The organism is Binatus soli (SeqCode) (assembly GCF_050015535.1).
Lineage (GTDB): Bacteria > Desulfobacterota > Binatia > Binatales > Binataceae > Binatus > Binatus soli.
The window spans coordinates 33649-49478 of the sequence record NZ_JBEKBF010000004.1 but is presented as its reverse complement, the minus strand read 5'-3'; the positions used below and the strand labels follow the sequence as shown (position 1 = coordinate 49478).

The window sequence follows — 15830 nt, the reverse complement described above, 5'->3', positions numbered from 1 at the left end:
GCCAGCCGCTTCAAATGTTCGACCGTGTGTCGAACACGTTGCTTGCACGCCCTGCGACGGTCTTGCCGGAGTTCGTTCTCCGCGCTCTGGGTGCGACCGCCGTGAAGGAGGCGGTGCGACTAGTCGATATTAAGGTCGCCCCCGACACCCCGCCCCCAAAGCGCCCCGTCTAAAGACCTTCGTTCGACCATGTTTCCCTGATTTGGGTTTGCGACGCCGCAAATGTCGCGGCGCCGGTCTTTTTTCCTTCAGGCAAGCGGCGCATCACAACGTGTCCGCTGGGAGATGTCCTGTGCGACGGATTTCTGAGCTTGTCCTTTTGGCTGGAGCGGCCATTTCTCTGCGTGACGCCGGAAAAACGTGCAGACGCTTGTTGGTGGCGACTGTTTTCCTCATCGGGCTGACGCCCGGTTTGGTCTGGGCCTGTGCATGCGGGTGTGGAGTCTTTGAGGTAGATACCGCAGCACTGTTTCCTGAGGGGGCCGGAGGCCAGGTGTGGACACAATATGAATACATGGATCAGTACATAAACTTCCACGCGACCCAGCCAGCCTCCGCCTTCTACAATAACGACAAGTACATACGAACAGACTTCATGGAATTTGGCGCACAGTACATGTTCAATCGGAGTTGGGGAGCGATGCTCGAGGTGCCCTATTGGGTGCGCCAATACAAGGGTGCTTATGGGGGCAACAACGACGACATCCATTGGTACCAGAACAACTCCATAGGCGATATCCGGATCCAAGGGATGTATACGGGTCTGTCGGAGGACATGTCGACCGGACTCCTGATGGGAGTCAAGGCCCCGAGCGGCGATTGGCATTATCCACCCTTCGATCGGGACACGCAGATTGGCACGGGAAGCACTGATCTTCTGATGGGGGCTTATCACCTCGGAACATTACCGAAGCAGTTGGGGACGCTGCCGTTGACCTTCAGGGAGCGCCCCTTCAACTGGTACGTGCAGGTCAACTACAATTTGCCGCTCTGGGGACAGGACCACTACACGCCCGGTAGGGAAGTCGATGGTGCAGTGGGAACCTACTACGACTTCGGCAAAGTCGGTCCTCTCAAGGAACTCGCTCCGATGCTCACCTTTCTCGCCTCTGACCGTACCAGGGACACAGGAACGGCCGCAGATCCCGCCGACAGCGGCTACACCCGCTTTATCATTGGACCGGGAGTCGAGACCAAACTCGGGGTCATCCGGGCTTACGCAGACATTGAGGTCCCAATTTTTCAAAACATGAGGGGTTATCAGCTGACCACGCCCTGGGCAGCCAAGGTGATTCTGAGTTACAGCTTCTGAAGCGTAGGAAGGCAATCGTGAGGCGAACCATATTGTGGTCTGCTGCAGCAGGAGTCGGCATGATCCTGTGTGCGGCTGCATTGGCGCTCGCCTCTGCGACTGTCGGTGACGCCGCGCCGGCGCTGGTCGTGCCCGAACTGGACGGTCAGGTATTCGATCTAAGTGCGTTGCGCGGGAAAGTCGTAGTCGTCAATTTCTGGGCCACCTGGTGTCCGCCTTGCCGCGAGGAAATGCCGGCGCTCGACGCCTTCTATCGGCGCTATCATGGCCAAGGGCTTGAGATGATCGGTCTCAGCGCCGACCGCCCGCACGATCGGTCCGATGTGCTCAAGGTCATGCAGTCGTTCAGCTATCCGGCGGCGATGCAGGATGACGCCAAAGTCAACGATTTCGGTCCGCCCAACGTTCTGCCCGTCACATTCGTTGTAGATAGCAGCGGAGTCATCCGCGCGAAGCTCACCCCCGACCAAACGCCGGTTACCGGGAAGAGTCTATCGGATGCGGTGCTGCCGCTGCTGCCGGAGAACCCTGCGACGCAGACTTCAGGGAATCGAGGTGACCCCAACGCTAAACCTTAATCTCAAGGGGCAGAATCTCAGTACAAGCCTCTCTTTGACGATGCTGGTTGTCTTCGTGGGCGTGGTGACTCTAATTGGTTGCCGCCGGCATGCAGAGGATATTGATGAGCGCGGAGGATTCGAGGTGCGCAATACCTCCGACTGCTTGCCCGACATCACGTTGGTCGATCAGCATGGCCGGAACGTTTCCCTGGCCTCGCTGAAAGGGAAACCGGTGCTGTTCGATTTCATTTACACCAACTGTCCCGGACCGTGTCTTCTCCTCACGGCTCAGATGAAACAGGTCGCGAATCGACTCGGACCCAAGCTTGGAACCGAGGCCCGCATCGTGTCGATCACGGTCGATCCCGAACACGATCACCCGGCGCAGCTTCTCGCCTATGCGAACAAGCAGGGGGCTGACGTTAGCGGCTGGCTGTTCCTGACTGGAACGCCCGAACAGATCGAAGACGTGATGGCGCGATTCAATGTGATTCGAAAGCGCGAAGCCGATGGAACGGTCGATCACGTTCTCGAATTCTTCCTGGTCGATGCGAACGGTCGTGCATTGCTTCAGTACATAGGTCAAAAGGCCGAACCGGATCGGGTCGCGAGCGACGTGGAACGAGCCGCGGCGCGCGAACCGCTGGCGGCTGGCGACGGCGCCAACTAGGCGGGTACACTTTAGGAAGTGAACGCATGAAATCGTCAATGCCATTCGTCGAATGCTTGATGGGTCTGGCGTGCATCTGTGCCGGAGCGTTCTTTCTCGGTCAAACCCTCGGTCGTGGCGTGACCCGGCCTGCGCTCACGGTCCGAGTGGTCGCGCATCAGTGGTGGTGGGAATTCGATTATCCCTCTCTCGGCATCAAGACCAGCGATGTTTTGTACCTTCCCAGTGCTACCAACGTCCGGCTCGAGCTTGCCTCCGCCGACGTGATCCACAGCTTCTGGATTGTTGGGATGAAGGACCCCGTAGACATCGTGCCCGGGGTGACGCGCCCGCTTGATCTGGTCGTCAAGTTACCGGGCGAGCTCTACGGAACTTGCGACTCGGGTTGTGCCTGTGCAACCGGCTCCATGCGATTTCGCGTGCTGGCGAGCAGTCCCGGCAGCTTCGATCAGTGGTCGGCTCGCGAGCGTTTGCTCCCCTCGGAGTTCAAGCCACCGCATACGCGCGTTGTGCCGGCCTGGGCTTTGAATACCGGCCACGATGGCCACGCCGGGCGCGATTCTCCCGCCGATCGTTTGCAGCGGTTGCTTGATGAAGCCGCATCAACCGGCAACCGTCCCTCCCGCTGACTACGTCCAAATGTGTCCAATACCTCGCCCGTTATACGGGAGAGGTGGCCGTCGCACCACCGCCGAAGAATTCGGGGGCTGGGATTGCTCCCAGCCCCCTGCCGTCACCACATCCGCCGCCTCACCACAACCTTTTAGGGCGCAGCCCTTGCCGCGCCTGCATTCAAGGTGGGCCCCGGAGAACTCATCATCCTCAATTTCTCCGAGGACTGGCTGAAACTTTTCGCCGCCGCCTCTTGTACCTACCTACCCGTTCGCATCCACCTCATCGCGCCAGTCTCTCGAAAACCTCCCCCACCTATTCTCCGGGACCCTTGAAACTCCTTCCTTATGAGCACCCGCTGGTGGTGCCGCAGTTCATGCACTTGTAGCAGGCGCCGTTGCGCACCATTATGCTGCCGCAATCCGGGCACGGGGGCGCGTCGGCCTGATTGATGAAAGCCTGGCGAAGGCCGCCGTCTTTGCCGTCGCGCAGGCTGGCGACGGTCGCCACCGGCGCGTGCGCCGCGTCGGACTTTGCCGACAGGTTCTTCTCCGACTCGATGATTCCGACTTCGCGCCGCGCTTCCTCGCCGAGGAACTTCGACGCCATCCATCGGAACAGGTAATCGACGATCGACTTGGCGTACGGAATCTGTGGATTCTTGCTGAAGCCCGACGGCTCGAAGCGCATGTGCGAGAATTTGTCCACCAGGAACTGGAGCGGAACGCCGTACTGGAGCGCGAACGAAATCGCCGTCGCAAACGAGTCCATCAGGCCCGAGATCGTCGAGCCCTGCTTGGACATCGTGACGAAAATTTCGCCCGGGGTGCCGTCCTCGTACATGCCGACGGTGATGTAACCTTCGTGGCCGGCGATATCGAATTTGTGGGTGATCGATTTGCGCTCGTCGGGCAGCTTGCGCCGCTGCATCCGATCGTCGGCCGCCGCGGCCGCCGCGATCGACGCCACCGCGTCCACCGCTTTCTCTATTTCTTTCTTGCCCGTGTTGAGCGGCTGCACGCGCTTGGATCCGTCGCGGTAAATCGCGACCGACTTGAGGCCGAGCTTCCAGGCGGTGACGTAAGCCTCCGCGACTTCGTCCACGGTCGCTTCCGCGGGCATGTTGATAGTCTTGGAAATCGCGCCGGAGATGAACGGCTGAACGGCGCCCATCATCTTGAGGTGCCCGTTGTAATGAATCGTGCGCGCGCCGGCGCGCGGCTTGAAGGCGCAATCGAAGACGGCGAGATGCGCGTCGGCAAGCTGCGGCGCACCTTCGATAGTCTCGTTCTCGTCGAGGTATTCGACGATTTCCTGGACTTCCTTCGAGTCATAGCCCAGCCGCTTGAGCGCGCGCGGCACCGTGTTGTTTACGATTTTCAGCATCCCGCCGCCGACCAGCTTTTTGTACTTGATGAGCGCGATGTCCGGCTCGATGCCGGTGGTGTCGCAATCCATCATGAATGCGATGGTGCCGGTCGGCGCGATCACCGTAGCCTGCGAATTGCGATAGCCGGCGCAACTGCCGAGCTTGAGCGCGTCGTCCCATGACTCGCGCGCGGCGCGAAGCAGGTCGAGCGGAACGTAAGAGGGATCGAGCTTGTAGGCGGCGGCTTTGTGGCGCTCGATCACTTTCAGCATCGGCTCGCGATTGGTCGCGTAGCCGGCGAACGGACCCATTTGTTCGGCGATTCGCGCCGACTGGAGATAGGCCTCGCCCGTCATCAGCGCGGTAATCGCGGCGGCGTAGCTACGGCCCTGGTCGGAGTCATAGGGCATCCCGAGCGCCATCAGCAGCGCGCCCAAGTTTGCGTAGCCGAGCCCGAGTTCGCGGTACGCGCTGGCGTTCCTGGCGATCTCGTCGGTCGGATACGAGGAATTATCGACCACGATGTCCTGCGCCGTGATCATTACGTCCACCGCGTGGCGGAACGCGCGCACGTCGAACTCGCCGCGATCGTCGATGAACTTCATCAGGTTGAGCGAGGCGAGATTGCAGGCCGAGTTGTCGAGATGCATGTACTCGCTGCACGGATTCGACGCGTTGATTCGTCCGCTGGCCGGGCAGGTGTGCCAGAGGTTGATCGTCGTGTCGAATTGCATCCCGGGGTCGCCGCATGCGTGGGTGGCCTCGGCGATCATGTGGAGCACCTTGCGCGCGGAACGGGTCTCGGCGACCTCGCCGGACCTGACGAAGTGGGTCTGCCAATCGGCGTCATCGAGAACCGCCTGCATGAATCCATCGGTGGCGCGCACGGAATTGTTCGCGTTCTGGAAGAACACGGAGCCGTAAGCCGGGCCGTCGAGCGAGGAGTCGTAGCCGGCTTCGATCAGCGCCCACGCCTTCTTTTCCTCTTCGACCTTGCACTTGATGAAATCGACGATGTCGGGATGGTCGGCGTTGAGCACCACCATCTTGGCTGCGCGCCGCGTTTTGCCGCCCGACTTGATGACGCCGGCACTCGCGTCGGCGGCTTTCATGAAAGACAACGGTCCCGACGCGGTCCCGCCCGACGAGAGTTTCTCGCGGCAGGAGCGCAGCGCGGACAGGTTCACGCCCGCGCCGGAGCCGCCTTTGAAGATCATGCCTTCGTTGCGGTACCAGCTCAGGATCGAGTCCATGCTGTCATCGACCTTTAGGATGAAGCATGCGGAGCACTGCGGCTTGGCCTCGATGCCGACGTTGAAATAGACCGGGCTGTTGAACGAGGCCTTCTGATTGAGGAGCAAGTACTTGAGTTCGGCGTGGAAGGTTTCGCGCGAGTCGGCGCCGGCAAAGTAGCCCTGCTTTTCGCCCCAACCGGTGATGGTATCGACGACGCGGGAGATGAGCTGGCGGACGCTGGTCTCGCGCCGGGGCGTTCCGAGCGGGCCGCGGAAATATTTCGAGACGACGACGTTGGTCGCAGTCTGCGACCATCCGCGCGGCACCTCGACGTCTTTCTGCTCGAAGACTACGCGGCCGTCTTCGCCCGAGATGACGGCGCTGCGGAGATCCCATTCGACCTCGGAATATGGATCGACGCCGGCGGTGGTGAAGAAACGATCGAGCATAATACCGCGCCCGGGCGCGGCAGAGTCGGCGGGCGCAGCGTTGGGAACTGGTGCGCGGTCGGTTAATTTCGGCTTCGAATCCATTTCCAGATCTATCGCTCCCCCGCCCATCACCGCATCCTCCCCACCTCAGTTACATGCGCGTTAAGCCCGCACTCAACTTAGAAGTCTCTAAGCGACTCGTGGGCGACAATATGCGCGCGACCCGTACAGCCTGTCAAGCCCCGACCCCCTACAGGTAGTGTAGGACAATCTGTTCATAAACAATATATAAGGTTGTTGATAACTTTTGTTAAATGTTCGCTTATATTCAAAATTTATGACTGGCCCACGACTTCAAATTAGTTATCCTAATAGAAATTATGGTCGAATCCGGCGGCTTGGGTGACACGCCGAGAGGCGCTGGCCCGGCAGTCGGTATGCGTGCGATGCGAGTGGCGCTATCGTGAAGCGCTCATGCCGACTCGACGCCACAAGGCTCCGGAACAGATCGGGGCCGCGATGCAGCCGCTGCTCGATCGCATCGACCGCGAAGGTCACTTCGCGATCGTGCGGCTCGCGAAAGCATGGCCGGAGATCGTCGGCGAGGCGATCGCGAGGCGCACCGAAATCGTCTCGCTGAAATTCCACACCGCAGTCGTGAAAGTGTCGGGTGCGATGTGGATACAAGAACTGAACCTGATGAAGTCGCAAATTCTCGCGCGCGTGACAGAGAGGTTGGGCGATGACGTCGTACGTGAGCTGCGATTTGTGCAGGGACGGCTCAGCAGGCGCGAGCGGCCGAAACTGCGCACGGTGTCGCGCGCGACGCGGAAATCGATCGAGCTGCCGGAGTTGAAGGACCCCGAGTTGCGCAAGGCGTTCGAGCGGCTCATCGAGGCGTGGGGCCGCGCGTCGAGGTGAGGGTGCCAGAGGAGACGGAAGAACTTAATTCGAGTATTTCCGCAGCGTCCACGTTCCAGCGGCCATGTCGATGGATTGATCAAGGTGTGAACCGGCGGACGGGTTTGCGCCGGGCGCCACGATCCGCGAATAATCGCGTTCATGGAATATGACGTAGTCGTCCGCAACGGCGTCGTCGTCGATGGCAGCGGCGCGCCGCGCTACCGGGCCGACGTGGCAATCAAAGATCGCAAAATAGCCGCCCTGATCGATCCGGGCGACGCCGCGAGCGCGTCCGCGGCGCGCGAAATCGATGCGACCGGGCTCGCGATCGCGCCGGGATTCATCGATATGCATTCGCACTCCGACTGGGTTCTGCCGATTGCCGATCACGGGAAAATCCTGAAGCCATTTCTGCTGCAAGGCGTGACCACGTTTGTCGGCGGCAATTGCGGCTTCTCGGTGGCGCCGGTGATGCGCGAGCGGAAGCGGATGCTCGACGAGTCGGGGCAACTATGCGCCGAGCGGAAGTTCGATTGGGAATGGGACGACGTGGCGGGCTTCGCCGCGTATCTCAAGCGCCGGGGGCTCGCGCTCAACGTCGCGCATCTGGCGGGGCACGGCAGCATTCGCCTGAGCGTGATGGGCTCGGACGCGGGAGAGCCGTCGGCGGATCAGTTGCGCGCAATGCAGGCGATGGTCGAGGGCGCGATGGCCGATGGCGCAGTGGGGCTGTCGTGCGGGCTTGGCTATTTTCCGGGGATGATCGCCAAGCCGGCCGAGCTGGCTGCGCTGGCGCGGGTGGCGGCCGCTGCGGGCGGCGTGTTGACCTCGCATCTGCGCGCATACTCGGAGCGCTCGTTGTTCTTCGACAGCAAGTTTCCCCACAACATCCTGGCCGTGCGTGAGATGGCCAATATCGCGCGCGAGGCGGGCGTACCGCTGCAGGTTTCGCATCTGATTTTTGTTGGCCAGCGCACCTGGGCGACAGTCGAAGACACTATTGCCGAAGTCGAGCGTCACAAAAACGCCGGCGTCGATATCGCGTTCGACACTTTCCCTTACACCTGCGGCAACACGACGATTCGCGTTATTTTTCCCGCGTGGGCGCAAACCGGACTCGAGCGTTTGCTCGATTCATCGGACGGTTGGGCGAAATTGCGCGCCGGGTTCCGGCCGCTCGCACCATTTATCGCCGACTCGGTTCAGCTCATGTGGGCTGTCAAGCCCGAACTCAGTCATCTCGAGGGCAAGTTCTTCGGCCAGATCGCCGATGAACTGAAGCTCGATCCGATCGACGCGTACCTGACTATCACCCGTGAGAGCGGGACGCGCGCGCGCGTGCTGAACCATCTATACAGCGGCGACGACTACGGCGACGAGCATGCGTTGCGGGAAGCGATGAAGCATCCGCTGAACCTGTTCGAGATGGACACGATTCTGACTTCGCATGGGCATCAAAATCCCGCCAGCTTCGGCACCTACCCGCGAATCCTCGGGCACTACGTGCGTGAGTTGAAACTGCTGACGCTCGAAGACGCGGTTCACAAGGCGACCGGGATGGCGGCCCAGCGCATGCGGCTGGGCGCGCGCGGTTTGGTTCGTCCGGGATACGCGGCGGACCTGGTGATATTCAGCCCCGAAACGATCGGATGCGCCGCGGATTCGAGAACGCCGGCGCTCGCCCCGGTCGGGATCGAGCATGTGATGGTCAATGGAACCGCAGTGGTCGCGGACGGGAAATGGTGCGGCGACGGCGTGATGGCCGGCGAGTGGATCGCCAGGAAATAGGCGCACAGTGCGATTGACCCCCAGTCATCGCGGCTTGCGCAAATACTCTTCTAGTCGCTCGCGAACCTCGCGCTGCTCATAGCTAGGCGTCTTGGGGGCGCGTTTTATGAGCCACTTCAGATTCCGTTCAAGAATTGTGTTCGCTCGTTTAGTTTTGCCTTGGGCGCGCAGTGTCAAAAACAGGTTCCACGCGGAGACTGTCGTGTCGGGATGCTCACCGCCAAGGATGCGTGTTCGAGCGTCGAGCACCTGTTCCAGAAGTTTGCGCGCGTCCTGAAGATCGCCTTGCGTGTGAAGCGTCGCGGCGAGGTTGCCCATCGCGCCGAGCGTGTCGGGATGCTCGCAGCCGAGGATGCGGGTGCTGGCGTCGAGCACCTGTTCCTGAAGTTTGCGCGCGTTCTCAAGATCGCCTTGGTCGCTGAGCGTCGAGGCGAGGTTGTTCATAGCGGTGAGTGTATCGGGATGCTCGCCGCCGAGGATGCGCGTGCGGGCGTCGAGCACCTGTTCCTGAAGTTTGCGCGCGCCCCCAAAGTTGCCTTGGGAATAGAGCGTCGCGCCGAGGTTGCTCATCGCGGCGAGCGTGTTGGCATGCTCGCAGCCGAGGATGCGTTTGCTGGCATCGAGCACCTGTTCCTGAAGTTTGCGCGCGCCCTTAAGGTGGCCCTGGGCGCTGAGCGTTGTGGCGAAGTTGTTCATCGCGGTGAGCGTGTCGGGATGATCGCCGCCGAGGATGCGGGTACGGGCGTCGAGCACCTGTTTCTGAAGTTTGCGCGCGCCCTTAAGGTAGCCTTGCGCGAGGAGCGTCTCGGCGAGGTTGTTCATCGAGCTCAGCGTGTCGGGGTGCTCACCACCGAGGATACGGGTGCGGGCGTCGAGCACCTCTTTCTGAAGTTTGCGCGCGCCCTCAAGGTCGCCTTGGGCGTGAAACGTCACGGCGAGGTTGCCCATCGCAGTGAGCGTGAGAGGCTCTTCAGTGCCCAGACGTTTCGAAGCCAGCTCCAGCGTCTGCTCCTTAATCTTGCGAGCCTTTTGGGCCGCTCCTTGCTCATCGTGCAGGGTACCCATTCGCAACCCGGCATCGACTGCAAGCTCGGCGTCTTCCTTTTCCCCGCCCCGGATAAGTCTTTCGAACACCAGCTCCGCATGTGGTAGGGATGCATTCATCAGCGGCCATTTGGCCGGATCCCGGCACGAATCGGAATCCATGACATCGATCAGCGCCTTGGCTGCGCGGCGAAGCTCGGCTGGACCGTCGGGGCTTTTTGCCCGGATAAAATCCGCGAGCAATTTGTGCATTCGCCCAAAAATCTCAAATGGCTGGTCCGCGCCATCCAAGGTCTCGGGCCGGGTTACAAACGAGCGACTTACCAGCGCCGTGCGTGCCGCACCCGAACTGGGTTTAGCGCCCATCACTTTGAGCACATCAAGCGGGATCGGCTGGGGCGCCAGGCACGCCAGGAGCCGCGCGGCCTGCCGGGCATTTTGAGGCAGAAGACTGTAGGATTTGTCGAATGCTTCCGTAATCCCGCGCAGCGCTCCTGCCGGAACCTGATTGTGTAGTACGCCCATCAGGTGGTCGAGCTCTCCAGTGGTTCCACGATTCTCGTTCGCTAAGCCGAATAGTTCACGCGGCGAAATTGCCACCATCCGCATTGCACTCCGAAGCAGCTCGAGCGCGAGCGGCAGCCGGCCGACCCATTCCGCAATCGAGCGCCACTGCTTGTCGTCAAGCGCCGCCCGTCGATTGCCATACGTAAGCAAATCCACGCCCGCCTCAAGCGGGAGCACATCAAGATTGAGCGGATGAACGTTTGCGCCTTGCGAGCCGGCTGTGGTGCGGGAGGTCGAGACAACGGTGACCACTCCGGTTCCGGGGCACCATTCTTCGAGGCTTTTTGGCCGGTCGCCAGGGCTGGGATCGGGAATATTATCGACCACAAAGAGCACGCCGGCTTCCCCCGGCAACTGCTGCAACGCGGCCGCAAGTTCCTCCCGCGCATTTCTCCCGCTCTCGCGAAACGCCTTAAGGTCAGGGGTATCCGGCTTGATGGCTCGCAGAATCCCGTGAAGGCGAGACTCGATCTCTTCGCCGCCGACGTTGGCGTCAAGCCAGAAGAGGCCGCCCCGATACGAAGTCGGTCCGAAGCGATGAAAATATTCGAGCGCCAAACGGGTTTTGCCGAAGCCGCCGCCGCCTTCGATCGCAACGCTGCGGGGCGCATCGCCGGCGGCCACGGTCGATAGCTCATGGTGAAGCCGCCAGAGATCGTCCGCCCTTCCTTTGAAGCCTTCGTCGAGCGAACGCGGCATTTGGGTGGGGAAAAGGGTGATGCCGCGAAGACTCGCGGGTGAGGGCAACGCCGCCTGTTCACGAAACCGTTTCCCGACCGTTTCAGCTTCAGACTTACCGAGAATGCGGCTCAAATCTCTCTTGAAGCTGAGCGTGGCGCGTTTGAGCCTTTTCCGGACCGCTTTTGCGAGGCCTTTGGTATTAGAAGCTTGCGGCCATTTCGTATGCCTGAGCGAAGGGGGCAGCCGATCCGCCAACTGGCGTGATACGTCGGCTTCCGGCAGAGCTATCACGAGGTGCATAAGCGCCTGGTCTTTCTCCGCCTCAGGGGCGTTGCGGCGAACAAGCGCATGGAAGGGAGCCAGCGCGGTTTCAAATTCGCGCAGGCAGTACCATCGCGTGAAGTACGTTTCGTCGGCGAAGACTACGACGACTTTCGCGGCGAGCAACGCGTCGGAAATTTCGGCGGGGAACTTCTGCAGCGTTTCGATGTCGGAGGTATCAAGGAACGCAAGCCCGGTGTCGCCGCCCAGCTCCCGGTGCAGGGCTTCGGCGAGTGCCGCGCTCGTCTTGCGCGCGTATGAGATGAAAACAGGATGATCGGCCATCGAAGCCCCCGTGCTCTTCTACCACAGCCCCCTGCACCTTAGTAAGGAAGAAGATAATCCAACAGGAGACCTTGGATAACTGGATGTTGATGCTGGAGGCGGCAGCTTGGCCGGCTGCCACGGCGGGAACTAAAACGGCCGCGCGGAGATTTTTCGCACGGCCGCCTAAAGTCAGGGAGATACGATGCGCGGTCAGCGCTCCATGTCCTCCATCTTCTTGTCCATCTCGCGCAGCTTGGCAAGTTTCTGATCGGTCGGCTCGTTCTCTTTGCTCGAATCCGCAGCCACCTTCTTGGCGCGCTCGGTCGGCATCTGGCCGCTGACCTTTTGCAGCGCTTCCTGCGCAAGCCGCCGCACCATCTGGCTTTGATCCTCGGCAACCACCGTGTTCAGCAGCCCTACCGCCTTGTCGCTTCCGATTTCGCCAAGCGCGAAGACGGCAGTGCCGCGGCCGCGCTCGTCCTGATCTTCGCCGAGATACTGCATGACGGGCATCGCGCCTTGCGCATCGCCAATCCTGCCAAGCGCCGCCACCAGATGCAGCTTGACGATGGGCTCGGTGGAACGCAGAAAGAGCATCGAGGACATCGGCGTCACGGACTCATTGGCTTCACGCGCGCCGAGGATGTCGACGGCCTTTATCTTGACGCGCGCGTCCGGGTCGGACATCGAGTTCATCAGGATCTGGTTGACTTCCGGATCCTGCAGGTAGCGGAGTTTCACCAGTTCGGAGACGCGCACTGCCGGGTCGGCGTCCTTGAGGCCGAGCTTTACGTCTTTGATGACTTTGAACGGCGTTTCCGTGGCCGCGCGATTCGCCATATCGTCAATGCCGGGTTTCACTTGCCCCTGATGCGACATTGGATTGGAACTGAGAGCGCTGCCCAGTCCCTGGCCGCCATACTGCGCAAAGGCGAGGTGTGGTACGGCAAGCGCGACGCCCAGCGCGAAGACAGCAAATAAATTTCGCGTGATAGTCATTTCCCGCACCTCCGCAATCGGCCAGAATTATTGGTGATCATGACTGATATTGCAAGGAAGCACGCCGCCGGGCCGCGGCGCGTAAATGTTCGTGGCGGCGCGCCGGCGAGCATTGTAATCGCCGCGTTCATGCTCATTATGGCCGCCACCGGCGCGGGCGCTGTCGCGGCGCCGATACCGGCATCGGGCCCATCGTATTCGGATCCGCCGGCACAGGATCAGCCGGCGGCCCCACACAAGCATCGCCATCTTCCCACACCGGCGCCGACCCCGATGGCGCTGCCGCCCGAGGTCAAGGCGAAGGTGCCGGCGTACAAACCGGGGCCGATACCCTTTCACGACGGCGAGCAGTTGATCTATCAAGCGTCGTGGGTTGGGATTCCGGCGGCGCACGCGCGCCTCGAATTCCACAAACAGCCAAAAGGTCCTTCGCGATGGGTCGGGGAAATCTGGATCGAGACCAACCCGTTTGCGGATCTGTTCTACAAAATGCGCGACTACATGCGGGAGAGCATGGCCGATGACACGCTCCACACCAGCGGTGTTTATTTGGTCCAACACGAAAAATCGCGGCTCAATTACTACGACGTGACCATCGATCGGCCCGCGCAGATGGTCACGATGACGAAGAAGAATCACAAAGGAACGCAGAGCAAGGAATTCATCGCGTCGGATCCGTGGGGACCGATATCGGGCGCGATGATGGCGCTGACGCAGAACTTCGAGCCGGGCAAGACCTATGCGTTCGACGTGTTCAGCGGCAGCCAGCGCTATGTTTTCGCATTCGAGGTCGAGAAGCGGGAGAAGATTCACCTCTCGATCGGCGACTTCGACGCGTGGCGCATCGTGCCCGACGTCTGGTACGTCAGCGACGGCGCGCTGCGCAGCGAGGCGCACGGGACGGTGTTGTGGATATCGGCGGATGAGCGCCATCTGCCGTTGCGGATCGAGGCGCAGGCGTTCATCGGGTACGTGCGCGCGGACTTGATCAAGATCGATGGCAAGGATGGACTGGAGAGTGCGCAAAAGTGATGGTCCCGCCGCGGTTGACTGAGCTACTATGAGCGGGGGGAAATCGGACGATGCCCAAGAAGCTCGAATTTTTCTACGACTGCTCGACCTTGGAAGAAGGATCAGGCAGCTCAACTTAATTTCAATCAGGATCGAATGACGCATTGGGTGGAAGGTCAGGCACGAGCGCATCTCCACGACGACTTCGTGGATCGCGAAGCCCGGGGAGTGCGCGCGTTCGTCGCAGTCCGGATGAACGAGCAGGTCGAGGAGTCGGTGGCGGAGACGATCGGCGATCTGAAGCATCCACGCGACGGCGTCCGATGGGTGCCGCGGGCAAATCTGCATATCACGCTCAAGTTTCTCGGACCGGCAGTGGATTCGCATCGATTGGAGCGGCTCACCGCCGGGCTTCATCAGCTCGCGACAAAGACGGCGCCATTCGAGGTCGCCGCGGCGGGAGTCGGCGCGTTCCCCGACCTCGAGCGTCCGCGCACGATTTGGGTGGGATTGCATAGCGTGGAACCGGGGGCGCTTGCCGCGCTTGCCGCACGGCTGGAGACGGTCGCGGCTGACTATGGATTCGAGCGCGAAAAGCGGCGCTGGAGCGGGCATCTGACGATCGGGCGGGTTGGCGATCAGCCGGTTGCGGGCAAAACCCGGCAGGCATTATACGCGGCGCGGGACCGCGAGTTCGGCGTCTCGAGGATCGAATCGATCACGCTCTACCGCAGCCATCTGGGGCCCGACGGATCCAGCTACGAAGCGCTGGCGACATTTCTGTTCCAGGCGCGTTAGCAGGCCGCGGTGCCGCTTTTCGTTCTTTTGGTAACACCGGGGTTGCCTTCTTAACACCCCTGTGGACACGAGGGCCGGCGCGGATAGAGCTATCGACGCCAGTTTGTGACAAGATTCGCACCGCGATAAAAGAAATCCCGCATGGGCATAATCGATGGCGATAGAGATCAAAAGTAAAGCGCTCGACCTGGCGTTGAGCCAAATCGAGAAACAGTTCGGCAAAGGCTCGATCATGAAGCTCGGCGAGCAGGCGATTTCGGCCGATATCGCGGTCGTATCGACCGGCTCGCTCGGACTCGACCTCGCACTGGGCGTGGGTGGATTGCCGCGCGGGCGCGTGGTCGAAATCTACGGCCCGGAATCGTCGGGCAAGACGACGCTGGCGCTGGAATGTATCGCGGAAGCGCAGAAGACGGGCGGTACCTGCGCGTTTATCGACGCGGAACACGCGCTCGACGCGGCCTATGCGCGCAAGCTCGGCGTCAAGGTCGAGGATCTGCTCATCTCGCAGCCGGACAACGGCGAGCAGGCGCTGGAGATCACGGAGACGCTGGTGCAATCGGGCGCGATCGACGTGCTGGTAATAGACTCGGTGGCGGCGCTGGTGCCACGCGCGGAAATCGAAGGTGAGATGGGCGAGCCGCAGATGGGCCTGCAGGCGCGCCTGATGTCGCAAGCACTGCGCAAGCTTACGTCGATCATATCACGCTCGCGCACGATCGTTATTTTCATCAACCAGATCCGGATGAAGATTGGCGTGATGTTCGGGAATCCGGAAACGACCACCGGCGGCAACGCCCTTAAGTTTTATTCGTCGGTGAGAATCGATATCCGGCGAATCGGCACGATCAAGAACGCGACCGAAGTGATTGGCTCGCGGACCAAAGTCAAAGTGGTGAAGAACAAGGTTGCGCCGCCGTTTCGCGAGGCCGAGTTCGACATCCTGTACGGCACTGGGATTTCGAAGGAAGGCGAACTGGTCGATATGGCCAGCGAGCACGGCATCATCGAGAAGCTCGGCGCCTGGTACTCCTACAACGGTGAACGAATCGGGCAGGGACGCGAGAACGCGCGCGATTTGCTCAAGGCGAATCCGAAGCTGGCGGACGAGATCGAAGCCAAGGTGCGCGAAAAGCTGGCGGCCAAGCCGGTCGCGCTGCCGCCCGGCGCGACGGTCGAGGAGCCGGCGGAGACGCCCGCGCCGCCGCCAAAGAAAAAGGGGTGATCGGAAGGACCGCGCGAAACCCAGGTTTCGCCTTGG

General features: G+C 61.2%; 12 protein-coding genes. 9 read left to right on the top strand and 3 right to left on the bottom strand.

Going from position 1 to position 15830, the window contains the following annotated elements; genetic code table 11:
* The first annotated feature begins 514 nt into the window (after nucleotides 1–514).
* The 4 genes from ABR989_RS04035 (at nucleotide 515) to ABR989_RS04020 (ending at nucleotide 3171) form a co-directional block, all read left to right on the top strand.
* Nucleotides 515–1312 carry a hypothetical protein gene (locus ABR989_RS04035; protein WP_428125900.1) on the top strand — a complete coding sequence of 266 codons (798 nt, stop codon included), beginning with the start codon at nucleotides 515–517 and terminating at the stop codon, nucleotides 1310–1312.
* Between the two features lie 17 nt (nucleotides 1313–1329).
* Nucleotides 1330–1890 carry a TlpA disulfide reductase family protein gene (locus ABR989_RS04030; RefSeq protein WP_428125899.1) on the top strand — a complete coding sequence of 187 codons (561 nt, stop codon included), beginning with the start codon at nucleotides 1330–1332 and terminating at the stop codon, nucleotides 1888–1890.
* A gap of 124 nt (nucleotides 1891–2014) precedes the next feature.
* Nucleotides 2015–2542: an SCO family protein gene (locus tag ABR989_RS04025; RefSeq protein WP_428125898.1), complete on the top strand. Its 528-nt coding sequence runs from the start codon at nucleotides 2015–2017 to the stop codon at nucleotides 2540–2542.
* Nucleotides 2543–2568: 26 nt separating this feature from the next.
* Nucleotides 2569–3171, top strand: coding sequence for a hypothetical protein (locus ABR989_RS04020; protein ID WP_428125897.1), 603 nt, complete (start codon nucleotides 2569–2571; stop codon nucleotides 3169–3171).
* 328 nt (nucleotides 3172–3499) lie between these two features.
* On the opposite strand, the gene ABR989_RS04015 is transcribed toward ABR989_RS04020, so the two are convergent.
* Entirely contained in the window at nucleotides 3500–6292 is a 2793-nt protein-coding gene (locus ABR989_RS04015) for a vitamin B12-dependent ribonucleotide reductase (protein ID WP_428125895.1), read from the bottom strand.
* A gap of 372 nt (nucleotides 6293–6664) precedes the next feature.
* Between ABR989_RS04015 and ABR989_RS04010 the strand changes: the two genes are divergently transcribed.
* Both ABR989_RS04010 and ABR989_RS04005 read left to right on the top strand, forming a co-directional pair.
* Complete coding sequence (locus ABR989_RS04010; RefSeq protein ID WP_428125893.1) at nucleotides 6665–7111, top strand: DciA family protein; 447 nt, start codon at nucleotides 6665–6667, stop codon at nucleotides 7109–7111.
* 141 nt (nucleotides 7112–7252) lie between these two features.
* On the top strand, nucleotides 7253–8881 hold the full coding sequence (locus ABR989_RS04005) for an N-acyl-D-amino-acid deacylase family protein (protein WP_428125892.1): 1629 nt from the start codon (nucleotides 7253–7255) through the stop codon (nucleotides 8879–8881).
* A gap of 24 nt (nucleotides 8882–8905) precedes the next feature.
* Here ABR989_RS04005 and fxsT read toward each other — a convergent pair whose 3' ends face one another.
* Nucleotides 8906–11779, bottom strand: coding sequence for an FxSxx-COOH system tetratricopeptide repeat protein (gene fxsT, locus ABR989_RS04000; RefSeq protein WP_428125891.1), 2874 nt, complete (start codon nucleotides 11777–11779; stop codon nucleotides 8906–8908).
* A gap of 192 nt (nucleotides 11780–11971) precedes the next feature.
* On the bottom strand, nucleotides 11972–12760 hold the full coding sequence (locus ABR989_RS03995; protein WP_428125890.1) for a HEAT repeat domain-containing protein: 789 nt from the start codon (nucleotides 12758–12760) through the stop codon (nucleotides 11972–11974).
* Between the two features lie 39 nt (nucleotides 12761–12799).
* Between ABR989_RS03995 and ABR989_RS03990 the strand changes: the two genes are divergently transcribed.
* The 3 genes from ABR989_RS03990 (at nucleotide 12800) to recA (ending at nucleotide 15794) form a co-directional block, all read left to right on the top strand.
* Nucleotides 12800–13792: a DUF3108 domain-containing protein gene (locus ABR989_RS03990; protein WP_428125888.1), complete on the top strand. Its 993-nt coding sequence runs from the start codon at nucleotides 12800–12802 to the stop codon at nucleotides 13790–13792.
* A 135-nt stretch (nucleotides 13793–13927) separates the two neighbouring features.
* Entirely contained in the window at nucleotides 13928–14569 is a 642-nt protein-coding gene (gene thpR, locus ABR989_RS03985; RefSeq protein WP_428125887.1) for an RNA 2',3'-cyclic phosphodiesterase, read from the top strand.
* Between the two features lie 154 nt (nucleotides 14570–14723).
* Nucleotides 14724–15794 carry a recombinase RecA gene (gene recA / locus ABR989_RS03980; protein WP_428125886.1) on the top strand — a complete coding sequence of 357 codons (1071 nt, stop codon included), beginning with the start codon at nucleotides 14724–14726 and terminating at the stop codon, nucleotides 15792–15794.
* Nucleotides 15795–15830: the final 36 nt, after the last annotated feature.